Annotated in this window: 9 protein-coding genes; all 9 read right to left on the bottom strand. The window is 51.3% G+C overall.

Features of this window, described 5'->3' with window-relative positions; translation table 11 throughout:
- Positions 1–322: 322 nt before the first annotated feature.
- Entirely contained in the window at positions 323–862 is a 540-nt protein-coding gene (locus tag D9741_RS20385; RefSeq protein ID WP_130216321.1) for a stationary phase growth adaptation protein, read from the bottom strand.
- A gap of 212 nt (positions 863–1,074) precedes the next feature.
- Entirely contained in the window at positions 1,075–5,298 is a 4,224-nt protein-coding gene (gene rpoC / locus D9741_RS20380) for a DNA-directed RNA polymerase subunit beta' (protein ID WP_000653944.1), read from the bottom strand.
- Positions 5,299–5,374: 76 nt separating this feature from the next.
- Positions 5,375–9,403, bottom strand: coding sequence for a DNA-directed RNA polymerase subunit beta (rpoB, locus tag D9741_RS20375; protein ID WP_000263098.1), 4,029 nt, complete (start codon positions 9,401–9,403; stop codon positions 5,375–5,377).
- Between the two features lie 319 nt (positions 9,404–9,722).
- Positions 9,723–10,088: a 50S ribosomal protein L7/L12 gene (gene rplL / locus D9741_RS20370; protein WP_000028879.1), complete on the bottom strand. Its 366-nt coding sequence runs from the start codon at positions 10,086–10,088 to the stop codon at positions 9,723–9,725.
- Between the two features lie 66 nt (positions 10,089–10,154).
- The gene (rplJ, locus tag D9741_RS20365; protein ID WP_001207201.1) at positions 10,155–10,652 is read right to left on the bottom strand and encodes a 50S ribosomal protein L10; all 498 of its coding nucleotides are present in this window, start codon (positions 10,650–10,652) and stop codon (positions 10,155–10,157) included.
- A gap of 412 nt (positions 10,653–11,064) precedes the next feature.
- Positions 11,065–11,769, bottom strand: coding sequence for a 50S ribosomal protein L1 (gene rplA, locus D9741_RS20360; RefSeq protein ID WP_001096684.1), 705 nt, complete (start codon positions 11,767–11,769; stop codon positions 11,065–11,067).
- A gap of 3 nt (positions 11,770–11,772) precedes the next feature.
- Positions 11,773–12,201 (bottom strand): 50S ribosomal protein L11, encoded by a 429-nt coding sequence (rplK, locus tag D9741_RS20355; RefSeq protein ID WP_001085926.1) that lies wholly within the window; start codon positions 12,199–12,201, stop codon positions 11,773–11,775.
- Between the two features lie 158 nt (positions 12,202–12,359).
- Positions 12,360–12,905 (bottom strand): transcription termination/antitermination protein NusG, encoded by a 546-nt coding sequence (gene nusG / locus D9741_RS20350; RefSeq protein WP_001287516.1) that lies wholly within the window; start codon positions 12,903–12,905, stop codon positions 12,360–12,362.
- A gap of 1 nt (position 12,906) precedes the next feature.
- Positions 12,907–13,290, bottom strand: coding sequence for a preprotein translocase subunit SecE (gene secE, locus D9741_RS20345; protein ID WP_001275702.1), 384 nt, complete (start codon positions 13,288–13,290; stop codon positions 12,907–12,909).
- Positions 13,291–13,571 lie beyond the last annotated feature (281 nt).

Here is a 13,571-nt window from a genome sequence, read left to right as displayed (position 1 = left end):
TGGTAGTGCCGTCAGCAGGAATGTTGTCCAGGGCGAAAAGCTTCTTCCTCGTTTCGCCCTGCCTTTCTTAAAAATTCCGTAATGCATCTGAAACCATCGCCTGTTGAGCAATGAAAGAGATCTGATTGTAAGAGAGTAAATACTCGACTATCATACAGGCGAAAATAAGAACACATGTTCTCATCTTCCAGGATGTAGCAGACTGAAGAAATTCAGACATCCCGCAACCTGCGATTATCGCAAGGTCAAGGCAAAGTCCGGTAATGGCGTTCTGAATACCAGAGATAATTCTCTGGCGAAACCCACCTTAAGGTGGGTTTTGTTATTTTGAGGGCTGAGGAAGCTGCTTATTTCTCAATAAATTGTAGGCAATGGTGAAAAATTTCACTGACTTACCTTTCTGTTTTTCAGAAATGGGATAAGCGCTAGTTATATGCAAACGAAGTTTTTTCTTTTCCCTGAAAGCCCTAAACGCAACAAAGTAAAATGCCTTGTCTCCTTCGTCTAAGTCCACCTCAATCACGGCATAGCTACCATACCCGGCATGAATAACATTGCTTTCTGGCAGCGCCAAAATGGTTCTTTTTAAGTGTGTGCGCGCTAAGTTATAACGGTGCTGGCAGAAGGGACGAGATTCTTTAGGCGCGTGGTACATTAACGATTGTTTTTCTTCGTTCGTCTGATGTTCATAATCTTTTGTGAAGCAGTGAAGAGAGTAGGTAACCCAAAAGCGATACTCTAAAGGCTCTTTGCCCTCATGATGCTGAACGTAGACAGCCTGATGAGCATCAAGAAACGATAAATCACGAATATCACCATCCGGATGTCCAAAAGGTCGCCACTTCTCCACTTCCTGTTTCATTCTCGTTCCTTAAGAAAGTTACACAGGAATAGTATCGAATCCTTGCCGAGTTTGACTTAATTAGTTCAGTCAGTTTCAGGATATTAGCCATCTCTACATTGATTATGAGTATCCAGAAATTCATTAAATATTCTGACAAATGCTCTTCCCCTGAACTACACCCATAAAAAAACCCGCCGAAGCGGGTTTTTACGTTATTTGCGGATTAACGATTACTCGTTATCAGAACCGCCCAGACCTGCGTTCAGCAGTTCTGCCAGGCTGGCAGATGCGTCTTCTGCAGTCACCTGCGGTGCAGCCGGAGCTTCACCCGCAGCACGGCGACGCATACGATCCTGGTGGTACGCGTAACCGGTACCTGCCGGGATCAGACGACCCACGATAACGTTCTCTTTCAGGCCACGCAGTTCGTCGCGTTTACCCGCAACGGCTGCTTCGGTCAGGACACGAGTTGTCTCCTGGAACGATGCCGCAGAGATGAAGGACTCGGTTGCCAGAGACGCTTTGGTGATACCCAGCAGGTCGCGGGAGTAAGTTGCACCCACTTTGCCGTTCGCTTCCAGTTCGCGGTTTGCGATCTTGACGCGAGAGTATTCAACCTGTTCGCCTTCCAGGAAGTCGGAGCTGCCCGCGTTAACGATGGTAGCTTTACGCAGCATCTGACGAACGATAACTTCGATGTGTTTATCGTTAATCTTAACGCCCTGCAGACGGTATACGTCCTGTACTTCGTTAACGATGTAACGAGTAACAGCATGAACACCACGCAGACGCAGAATGTCGTGCGGCGCTTCCGGACCGTCGGAAATTACGTCACCACGTTCTACACGTTCACCTTCGAACACGTTGAGCTGACGCCATTTCGGAATCATCTCTTCGTACGGATCGCTACCGTCTACCGGGGTGATAACCAGACGACGTTTACCTTTGGTTTCTTTACCGAAGGAAACGATACCGCTGATTTCAGCCAGGATTGCCGGCTCTTTCGGACGACGTGCTTCGAACAGGTCCGCAACGCGCGGCAGACCACCGGTGATGTCCTTGGTACCGCCGGATTCCTGCGGAATACGCGCCAGGGTGTCACCAGAGCTGATCTGTACGCCATCTTCCAGCTGAACAATCGCTTTACCCGGCAGGAAGTACTGCGCAGGCATATCGGTACCTGGGATCAGAACGTCGTTACCCTGAGCATCAACGATTTTCAGTGCCGGACGCAGATCTTTACCACCTGCGGTACGTTCTGCGGAATCCAGAACCACCAGCGAAGACAGACCTGTCAGTTCGTCGGTCTGACGAGTAATGGTCTGGCCGTCGATCATGTCAGTAAAGCGTACAAAACCGCTTACTTCGGTGATAACCGGCATGGTGTGCGGGTCCCAGTTTGCAACGGTTTCGCCGCCAGCAACCTGTTCGCCATCGCCTTTCGCCAGTACCGCACCGTAAGGTACTTTGTAGCTTTCTTTGGTACGACCGAATTCGTCGATCAGTTTCAGTTCGGTGTTACGGGAAGTGATAACCAGTTTACCGCTGGAGTTCACAACCGACTTCACGTTGCTGAGCTTGATGCTACCTTTGTTTTTCACCTGGATGCTGGATTCAGCAGCCGCACGAGATGCCGCACCACCGATGTGGAACGTACGCATGGTCAGCTGTGTACCCGGTTCACCGATGGACTGTGCCGCGATAACACCGATTGCTTCACCTTTGTTGATGATGTGGCCACGCGCCAGGTCACGACCGTAGCAGTGCGCACATACACCAAAGTCGGTGTCACAAGATACAACAGAACGTACTTTTACCGCGTCGACAGAGTTCTCTTCCAGCAGGTCACACCACTGTTCGTGCAGCAGCGTGTTGCGCGGAACGAGGATATCAGCAGTACCCGGCTTCAGAACGTCTTCAGCAGTTACACGACCCAGTACGCGATCGCGCAGCGGCTCTTTAACGTCACCACCCTCGATAACCGGAGTCATCATGATACCTTCATGGGTACCACAATCGTCTTCGGTAACCACCAGGTCCTGCGCCACGTCAACCAGACGACGAGTCAGGTAACCGGAGTTCGCAGTTTTCAGTGCGGTATCCGCCAGACCCTTACGAGCACCGTGGGTGGAGATGAAGTACTGGAGTACGTTCAGACCTTCACGGAAGTTCGCGGTGATTGGCGTTTCGATGATGGAGCCATCCGGCTTCGCCATCAGACCACGCATACCAGCAAGCTGACGAATCTGTGCCGCAGAACCACGCGCACCGGAGTCGGCCATCATGTAGATGCTGTTGAAGGAAACCTGCTTCTCTTCCTGACCGTCACGGTTAATAACGGTTTCAGTTTGCAGGTTATCCATCATCGCTTTGGATACACGATCGTTCGCCGCAGCCCAGATATCGATAACTTTGTTGTAGCGTTCGCCCGCAGTTACCAGACCAGACTGGAACTGCTCCTGAATTTCAGCAACTTCTGCTTCTGCCTCGGAGATGATTTCGTGTTTCTTCTCCGGGATGACCATGTCATCGATACCAACAGATGCACCAGAACGCGCTGCATATGCAAAGCCGGTGTACATGATCTGGTCCGCAAAAATAACGGTCGGTTTCAGACCGAGAATGCGGTAGCAGGTGTTCAGCATTTTGGAGATTGCTTTTTTACCCAGCGCCTGGTTGACGATGGAGTAAGGCAGACCTTTCGGTACAATCATCCACAGAATGGCACGGCCAACAGTCGTGTCTTTCAGGCTGGTTTTCGCTACTAATTCACCGTTTGCATCTTTTTCATACTCGGTGATACGCACTTTAACGCGCGCATGCAGAGAAGCCAGACCAGAGCGATACAGACGTTCTGCTTCTTTCGGGCCAGTCAGCACCATGCCTTCGCCTTTGGCGTTAACACAGTCACGGGTCATGTAGTACAGACCCAGTACAACGTCCTGAGACGGAACGATGATTGGTTCGCCGTTCGCCGGGGACAGGATGTTGTTGGTAGACATCATCAGCGCACGCGCTTCGAGCTGGGCTTCCAGCGTCAGCGGTACGTGAACAGCCATCTGGTCACCATCGAAGTCGGCGTTATATGCCGCACAAACCAGCGGGTGCAGCTGGATAGCTTTACCTTCGATCAGTACCGGTTCAAATGCCTGGATACCCAGACGGTGCAGAGTCGGTGCACGGTTCAGCAGTACCGGGTGTTCGCGGATAACTTCGTCCAGGATATCCCAAACGACAGCTTCTTCGCGCTCAACCATTTTCTTCGCAGCTTTAATGGTGGTAGCAAGACCACGCAGTTCCAGCTTGCCGTAGATGAACGGTTTGAACAGCTCCAGCGCCATTTTCTTCGGCAGACCGCACTGATGCAGACGCAGGTATGGACCTACGGTGATTACAGAACGACCGGAGTAGTCAACACGCTTACCGAGCAGGTTCTGACGGAAACGACCCTGTTTACCTTTGATCATGTCGGCCAAAGATTTCAGAGGACGCTTGTTAGAACCGGTGATTGCACGACCGCGACGACCGTTATCCAACAGGGCGTCTACCGCTTCCTGCAGCATACGTTTTTCGTTACGTACGATGATATCCGGCGCAGCCAGATCCAGCAGACGTTTCAGACGGTTGTTACGGTTAATGACGCGACGATACAGATCGTTCAGGTCAGAAGTCGCGAAACGACCACCATCCAGCGGAACCAGCGGACGCAGATCTGGCGGCAGTACCGGCAGAACGGTCAGGATCATCCACTCTGGTTTGTTACCAGACTGAACGAACGCTTCCAGCAGTTTGATACGCTTGGTCAGCTTTTTACGCTTGGTTTCGGAGTTGGTTTCGTTCAGCTCTTCACGCAGCTGTTCGCACTCTTGCTCCAGATCCATGCTCTTCAGCAGGGCCTGGATTGCTTCCGCACCCATTTTCGCGTCGAATTCGTCACCGAACTCTTCCAGCGCGTCCAGATACTGTTCTTCAGTCAGGATCTGCTGACGCTCCAGGTTGGTCATACCGCCTTCGATAACCACATAGGATTCAAAGTACAGTACGCGTTCGATATCGCGCAGCGGCATATCGAGCAGCAGGCCGATACGGGACGGCAGCGATTTCAGGAACCAGATGTGCGCAGTCGGGGAAGCCAGTTCAATGTGGCCCATACGCTCACGGCGTACTTTAGTCTGGGTCACTTCAACGCCGCACTTCTCACAGATGACGCCACGGTGTTTCAGGCGCTTGTACTTACCGCACAGGCACTCGTAATCTTTTACCGGCCCAAAGATACGGGCGCAGAAAAGGCCGTCACGTTCTGGTTTGAACGTACGGTAGTTGATGGTTTCCGGCTTTTTAACTTCACCGAAAGACCATGAACGGATCATGTCTGGCGAAGCCAGAGCAATTTTGATCGCATCAAACTCTTCGGTTTTAGTCTGCGCTTTCAGAAACTTTAATAAATCTTTCACGGATTTGCTCCCGTCGGAGTTAGCACAATCCGCTGCCGGGTTTTACCCCGACAGCAGTGACCTGTTTGAGCGAGAATTACTCGTCTTCCAGTTCGATGTTGATACCCAGCGAACGAATCTCTTTCAACAATACGTTGAAGGATTCTGGCATGCCCGGCTCCATCTGATGGTTGCCGTCCACGATGTTTTTATACATCTTAGTACGACCGTTCACGTCATCAGACTTAACGGTGAGCATTTCCTGCAGGGTGTATGCTGCGCCGTATGCTTCCAGCGCCCACACTTCCATCTCCCCGAAACGCTGACCACCGAACTGTGCCTTACCACCCAGCGGCTGCTGAGTAACCAGGCTGTAAGAACCGGTGGAACGCGCGTGCATCTTGTCGTCGACCAGGTGGTTCAGTTTCAGCATGTACATGTAACCAACGGTTACCGGACGTTCGAACTGTTCACCAGTGCGGCCGTCGTACAGGCGGATCTGACCAGAAGTCGGCAGGTCGCCAAGTTTCAGCAGCTCTTTAATTTCTGCTTCTTTCGCACCGTCGAACACCGGCGTTGCGATTGGCATACCTTTGCGCAGGTTTTCAGCCAGACGCATAACTTCTTCATCGCTGAAGGTACTCAGGTCAACTTTCTGACGAACGTCAGCGCCCAGATCGTACGCACGCTGGATGAATTCGCGCAGTTTCGCGACTTCTTGCTGCTGTTTCAGCATGGCGTTGATCTTGTCGCCGATACCTTTCGCAGCCATACCCAGGTGGGTTTCGAGGATCTGACCGATGTTCATACGAGACGGTACGCCCAGCGGGTTCAGTACGATGTCTACCGGCGTGCCGTTTTCATCGTAAGGCATATCTTCGATCGGGTTGATCTTAGAAATTACACCCTTGTTACCGTGACGACCTGCCATCTTGTCACCAGGCTGGATACGGCGTTTAACCGCCAGATATACCTTAACAATCTTCAGCACGCCCGGTGCCAGATCGTCGCCCTGGGTGATTTTGCGGCGTTTCGCTTCAAGTTTCTTCTCGAACTCGTGTTTCAGTTCGTCATACTGCTCAGCCAGCTGTTCCAGCTGATTTTGTTTCTCTTCGTCGGTCAGGCCCAGCTCCAGCCAGCGATCGCGCGGCAGTTTGTCGAGCTTCTCAGCTTCAACGCCACCGGCTACCAGCACAGCACGGATACGGCTGAACAGACCCGCTTCGAGGATCTGCAGTTCTTCAGACAGGTCTTTCTTCGCCTGTTTGAGCTGCATTTCTTCGATTTCCAGCGCACGTTTGTCTTTTTCTACGCCATCGCGAGTAAAGACCTGAACGTCGATAACCGTACCGGATACACCGTTTGGTACGCGCAGAGAAGAGTCTTTAACGTCAGACGCTTTCTCACCGAAGATCGCACGCAGCAGTTTTTCTTCTGGGGTCAGCTGAGTTTCACCTTTCGGCGTTACCTTACCAACCAGAATGTCGCCACCGGTCACTTCCGCACCAATGTAAACGATACCGGATTCATCCAGTTTGGAGAGCGCAGCTTCACCCACGTTCGGGATGTCAGCGGTGATCTCTTCCGGCCCCAGCTTGGTGTCACGGGACACACACGCCAGTTCCTGAATGTGGATGGTGGTGAAACGGTCTTCCTGAACAACACGCTCGGATACGAGGATGGAGTCTTCGAAGTTGTAACCATTCCACGGCATGAACGCTACGCGCATGTTCTGGCCAAGCGCCAATTCACCGAGGTCGGTGGACGGACCGTCTGCCAGCACGTCGCCACGTTCAACCGGTTCACCCAGAGACACACACGGCATCTGGTTGATACAGGTGTTCTGGTTAGAACGGGTGTATTTGGTCAGGTTGTAGATGTCGATACCTGCTTCACCCGGATACATCTCGTCTTCGTTAACTTTGATAACGATACGGGAAGCATCCACGTACTGAACGACACCACCACGTTTAGCTACCGCAGTTACACCGGAGTCAACGGCAACAGCACGTTCCATACCCGTACCAACCAGCGGCTTATCAGCGCGCAGAGTCGGAACGGCCTGACGTTGCATGTTCGCACCCATCAATGCACGGTTGGCGTCATCGTGTTCAAGGAACGGGATCAGGGACGCACCGACGGATACCACCTGCTGGGTGGATACGTCCATGTAGTCAACCTGGTCGCGGCTGAACAAGCTGGATTCGCCTTTGCTACGGCAAGTTACCAGGTCTTCTACGAAGTGGCCTTCTTCATCCAGGTTGGAGTTCGCTTGGGCGATAACGTAGTTGCCTTCTTCGATAGCAGACAGGTAGTGAATTTCGTCAGTTACAACACCGTCGGTCACTTTACGATACGGAGTCTCAAGGAAGCCGTATTCGTTAGTCTGTGCGTACACGGACAGAGAGTTGATCAGACCGATGTTCGGACCTTCAGGGGTTTCGATTGGACATACGCGACCGTAGTGAGTCGGGTGTACGTCTCGAACTTCGAAGCCTGCACGTTCACGGGTCAGACCGCCTGGGCCGAGTGCGGAGATACGACGTTTGTGCGTAATCTCAGACAGCGGGTTGTTCTGGTCCATAAACTGAGACAGCTGGCTGGAACCGAAGAACTCTTTCACTGCTGCGGAAATCGGCTTGGCGTTGATCATATCCTGAGGCATCAGGGTATCCAGATCGCCCAGAGACAGACGCTCTTTCACCGCACGCTCTACACGTACCAGACCAACGCGGAACTGGTTTTCCGCCATTTCGCCAACGGAACGGATACGACGGTTGCCGAGGTGGTCGATATCATCGACTTCGCCTTTACCGTTACGGATATCGATGAGCTTTTTCATAACATCAATGATGTCGTCTTTGCTCAGGATACCGGAACCTTCGATTTCTTCGCGCAGCAGAGAACGGTTGAACTTCATACGACCAACCGCAGACAGGTCATAACGGTCTTCGGAGAAGAACAGGTTCTCAAACAGGCTTTCAGCTGCTTCACGAGTCGGCGGCTCGCCAGGGCGCATCATGCGGTAGATTTCTACCAGTGCGCTCAGACGGTCGTTAGTTGGGTCGACACGTAAGGTTTCAGAGATATATGGGCCGTGATCCAGATCGTTGGTGAACAGCGTTTCGATACGCTTGTGACCAGACTGGCTCAGCTTAGCCAGCAGATCCAGGCTCAGCTCCATGTTCGCTGCGCAGATCAGCTCGCCGGTAGACTCATCAATATAGTCTTTAGCAACCACTTTACCTGCGATGTACTCAACCGGGACTTCGATCAGTTTGACGTCGTCTTTTTCCAGCTGGCGAATATGGCGCGCAGTAATACGGCGGCCTTTTTCTACGTACACTTTACCGTTAGCTTCGATGTCAAAAGATGCGGTTTCACCACGCAGGCGTTCCGGCACCAGTTCCATCTGCAGCTTGTTATCACGGATTTCAAAGATAACTTTTTCAAAGAACAGGTCGAGGATCTGTTCAGTAGTGTAGTTCAGGGCGCGCAGAATGATGGTCGCAGGCAGTTTACGGCGACGGTCGATACGTACGAACAGGTTGTCCTTCGGATCGAATTCGAAGTCCAGCCAGGAACCACGGTAAGGGATGATGCGCGCGTTATACAGCACTTTACCCGAAGAGTGGGTTTTACCTTTGTCGGAGTCAAAGAAGACGCCCGGACTACGGTGCAGCTGGGAAACGATAACACGCTCAGTACCGTTGATAACAAAGGTACCGTTGTCTGTCATGAGCGGAATTTCGCCCATGTAGACTTCTTGTTCTTTAATGTCTTTTACGGTGCCTTCCGGCGCTTCGCGCTCATAGATCACCAGACGCAGTTTAACGCGCAGCGGTGCGGAATAGGTCACGCCACGGATTTGACATTCCTGGACGTCAAACACCGGTTCGCCAAGGCGGTAGCTGACGTATTGCAGCTCGGAATTACCGCTGTAGCTCTGAATCGGGAATACGGAACGGAAAGCAGCTTCCAGACCATACTGCCCTTCAGGATCTTGCTCGATAAATTTCTGAAACGAGTCAAGCTGGATAGAAAGGAGATAAGGTACATCCAGAACTTGTGGACGTTTACCAAAATCCTTACGAATACGTTTTTTCTCGGTATAGGAGTAAACCATAGGGTTCCTCAGCTCGCTGACAAGTCGACCCATCTGTCCATTGAGCGGACAGTTTGTGCAACACTATTTTGTTGACCGGAAAATGGAACACTTTCCGCAATGCCTGTTGCTATCACGCTTAAACCATTTCATTGCGATTTACACAGAACGGACGTCCTGTCGCAGTATATTAAGTCGTCGATAGAAACAAGCATTGAAAGGCACAGCAGTAGTCAAACAGTGTGAAACGCTACTGGCGCCTTACAGCGCAAAAAGGCTGGTGACCAAAAAGTCACCAGCCATCAGCCTGATTTCTCAGGCTGCAACCGGAAGGGTTGGCTTATTTAACTTCAACTTCAGCGCCAGCTTCTTCCAGGGATTTTTTCAGTGCTTCTGCGTCGTCTTTGCTCACGCCTTCTTTCAGAGCAGCCGGTGCAGATTCTACCAGGTCTTTAGCTTCTTTCAGACCCAGGCCAGTTGCGCCACGTACTGCTTTGATAACAGCAACTTTGTTAGCGCCAGCAGCTTTCAGAATTACGTCGAATTCAGTTTTTTCTTCAGCAGCTTCAACCGGGCCAGCAGCTACAGCTACAGCAGCAGCAGCGGAAACACCGAATTTTTCTTCCATTGCAGAGATCAGTTCTACAACGTCCATTACAGACATAGCTGCAACTGCTTCAATGATTTGATCTTTAGTGATAGACATTTAAATTGTTCCTGAATATCAGAATAAGTTTATACGTAAGCGAATGCGTTAAAAAGATAACTGCGATTAAGCAGCTTCTTTCGCATCGCGTACAGCAGCCAGAGTACGAACCAGTTTGCCAGCCGAAGCTTCTTTCATGGTTGCCATCAGGCGTGCAATTGCTTCTTCGTAGGTCGGCAGAGTTGCCAGGCGGTCGATCTGAGACGCCGGGATCAGCTCACCTTCAAAGGCAGCGGCTTTGACCTCAAATTTTGCATTCGCTTTCGCGAACTCTTTGAACAGACGAGCAGCAGCGCCCGGGTGTTCCATAGAGTATGCAATCAGGGTCGGACCAACAAACGCGTCTTTCAGGCACTCGAACGGAGTACCTTCAACAGCACGGCGCAGCAGGGTGTTACGAACAACACGCATGTATACGCCAGCTTCGCGACCTGCTTTACGCAGTTCAGTCATTTTATCTACAGTTACGCCACGGGAATCCGCAACTACTGCAGACAGCGCGCCTTTGGCTACTTCGCTGACTTCAGCAACAATCGCTTGTTTGTCTTGAAGATTTAAAGCCATTAGCTTTGCTCCTGGATGTTTGCCAGAGAAAATCTCTGGAACTCACTTCACTCCTCCAAATGGAGAGAGCGTCTTAATTACGGTGAGCAGAAACAAGCCAGAATATAAAAGAATAATCTTAGCGTTCTGTCACCGTCTACGCAGGGGATTAAGTTTCTTGCGAAACTCCTGCGGTCTTCGACGGAGGCCTGGATAGGCCAGGCTCCAACGAACAAATCTTTTCTATCCGTCGCTATTCAGCTTGTGGCGGCGTTGGCTTTCTTCGTTCGCACCAGTCACATAGTTAGCTATGCTCCTGGCGACTCACTCAGTTGCCGCCTTGCCACAATCCGAAGCTCTCGGATATACGTCTGCATTAAGCATTATACGTGGGGGTAAGATTATAGACAAAATCACCGCCCACGTAAAGGCATTAGTTTACAGAAGCGCTCAGGCCAGCCTGGTCAACTGCAACACCTGCACCCATGGTGGTGGAGATGCTAACTTTCTTGATGTACACGCCTTTCGCCTGAGTCGGTTTTGCTTTTTTCAGCGCAACCAGCAGAGCTTCCAGGTTTTCTTTCAGTTTGTCAGCGTCAAAGTCCACTTTACCGATGGTGGTGTGGATGATGCCGTTTTTGTCGTTACGGTAACGAACCTGGCCAGCTTTAGCGTTTTTAACCGCTTCAGCAACGTTCGGCGTTACAGTACCCACTTTCGGGTTTGGCATCAGGCCGCGCGGACCCAGAACCTGGCCCAGCTGGCCTACAACGCGCATTGCATCCGGAGAAGCAATAACAACGTCAAAGTTCATTTCGCCTTTCTTGATCTGGTCAGCCAGATCTTCCATACCTACCAGTTCAGCACCTGCAGCTTTAGCAGCTTCAGCGTTTGCACCCTGGGTAAATACGGCTACGCGAACGGAACGGCCAGTACCGTGCGGCAGTACAGTTGCACCACGTACGTTCTGGTCAGATTTACGAGCGTCGATGCCGAGGTTAACAGCAACGTCCACGCTTTCTACGAATTTAGCAGTCGCCAGCTCTTTCAGCAGAGCGATAGCTTCGTTGATGTCGTACTGTTTGGTTGCATCAACTTTCTCGCGGATAACACGCATGCGCTTGGTCAGTTTAGCCATTTCTTAGTCCTCCACTACCAGGCCCATGGAACGTGCAGTACCTTCGATGGAGCGAGTCATCGCTTCAATGTCGGCACCAGTCATGTCGGCAGCTTTGGTCTGCGCGATTTCCTGCAGCTGAGCGCGGGAAATTTTACCCACTTTGTCTTTGTTCGGCTTACCGGAACCAGACTTGATACCAGCCGCTTTTTTCAGCAGAACTGCTGCCGGCGGAGTCTTGGTAACGAAAGTGAAAGAACGGTCAGCGTAAACGGTGATTACTACCGGAATCGGCAGACCTTTTTCGATGGAATCAGTTTTTGCGTTGAACGCTTTGCAGAATTCCATGATGTTTACGCCCTGCTGACCCAGAGCCGGACCTACTGGCGGACTCGGGTTAGCCATACCAGCTGCAACCTGCAGCTTGACATAGGCTTGTACTTTCTTAGCCATTATAAATTCCTCAAGTTGGGTAATAACGCCTCTGAGAGGCTCCCCGTGATATAAAAAATCGTTTTACGGGCAAGGCCCATAAAAACAAAAGGCGCGAAATTGTATTCCAATCTCGCGCCTTGTGCAACGATTAAATCGTCGCTTTTTTGATCGCTGGGTTAGGCTTTTTCAACCTGGCTGAAGTCAAGTTCTACCGGGGTCGCACGACCGAAGATAGAAACAGACACTTTCAGACGAGATTTCTCGTAATCCACTTCTTCAACAACACCGTTGAAGTCAGCGAACGGACCATCATTAACACGGACCATTTCACCCGGTTCAAACAGCGTTTTCGGACGCGGCTTATCACCAACCTGCTGCAGGCGGTTCATAATCGCATCGACTTCTTTATCGCTAATTGGCGCAGGACGATCGGAAGTACCGCCGATGAAGCCCATCACACGCGGTACGCTGCGCACCAGGTGCCAGCTCGCGTCGTTCATCACCATCTGAACGAGGACGTAACCTGGGAAGAATTTGCGTTCGCTTTTGCGACGCTGACCGCCACGGATTTCAACCACTTCTTCGGTTGGTACCATGACTTCACCAAACAAATCTTCCATGTTGTGTAATTTGATATGCTCACGCAGCGATGTTGCTACGCGGCCTTCAAAACCGGAAAACGCCTGAACGACGTACCAGCGCTTTTTAGGAGCTTCAGACATCTCAGAACCTCAGGCCAGTGATAAAGGATACCAGGCGAACCAGAATACCATCCAGTCCCCACAGGATCAGTGACATTACTGCGGTAACCGCAGCCACAATCAGCGTGGTGTGCAATGTTTCCTGGCGAGTCGGCCAAATGACCTTACGGACTTCGGTACGCGCTTCACGGGCAAAAGCAACGGTTGCTTTCCCTTTTGTCGTTAACAGCGCGACACCACCCGCTGCAGCAATCAGAATTACTACGGCCAGCGCACGCAGCGGCAGCATAATGTCGCGATAAAGGTAGTTGCCGACAATTGCCACCAGGAGCAATGCCACCACAACGACCCACTTCATCGCTTCCAGGCCGCGCCCGCTTCCTTGAGCTTCGGTATTCGCACTCATAAACCAACCTGTCAGAAGTATTCTACAAACATTTTCACCCCGCGATCGCGAGGCAAACCAAATCGAAACGCGTATTAGCTTTTCGGATTATACGCCCTCAACAGAGCCTGTCTCAGCAATGATTATGACAAAGAAAATCACTGATGAGCCAGGTTCTGGTACGAAAGCGTGCAAAAAGGGCATCAAATGATGCCCTTTTAGTGCGCATTGCGTCAAATGTTATCGGCAATTAGCTCAGAACTTTTGCTACAACGCCCGCGCCAACGGTACGGCCGCCTTCA

It is taken from the genome of Escherichia sp. E14V7, assembly GCF_004212225.1.
Lineage (GTDB): Bacteria > Pseudomonadota > Gammaproteobacteria > Enterobacterales > Enterobacteriaceae > Escherichia.
The sequence above is the reverse complement of the archived record's forward strand: the minus strand, read 5'-3'. Positions and strand labels throughout refer to the sequence as shown.

What these genes read in the sequence shown, in the direction of transcription:
- D9741_RS20385 (WP_130216321.1), bottom strand. Translation starts at nt 862, where the DNA reads ATGAAACAGGAAGTGGAGAAGTGGCGACCTTTTGGACATCCGGATGGT.
- rpoB (WP_000263098.1), bottom strand. Translation starts at nt 9,403, where the DNA reads ATGGTTTACTCCTATACCGAGAAAAAACGTATTCGTAAGGATTTTGGT.
- rplL (WP_000028879.1), bottom strand. Translation starts at nt 10,088, where the DNA reads ATGTCTATCACTAAAGATCAAATCATTGAAGCAGTTGCAGCTATGTCT.
- rplJ (WP_001207201.1), bottom strand. Translation starts at nt 10,652, where the DNA reads ATGGCTTTAAATCTTCAAGACAAACAAGCGATTGTTGCTGAAGTCAGC.
- rplA (WP_001096684.1), bottom strand. Translation starts at nt 11,769, where the DNA reads ATGGCTAAACTGACCAAGCGCATGCGTGTTATCCGCGAGAAAGTTGAT.
- rplK (WP_001085926.1), bottom strand. Translation starts at nt 12,201, where the DNA reads ATGGCTAAGAAAGTACAAGCCTATGTCAAGCTGCAGGTTGCAGCTGGT.
- nusG (WP_001287516.1), bottom strand. Translation starts at nt 12,905, where the DNA reads ATGTCTGAAGCTCCTAAAAAGCGCTGGTACGTCGTTCAGGCGTTTTCC.
- secE (WP_001275702.1), bottom strand. Translation starts at nt 13,290, where the DNA reads ATGAGTGCGAATACCGAAGCTCAAGGAAGCGGGCGCGGCCTGGAAGCG.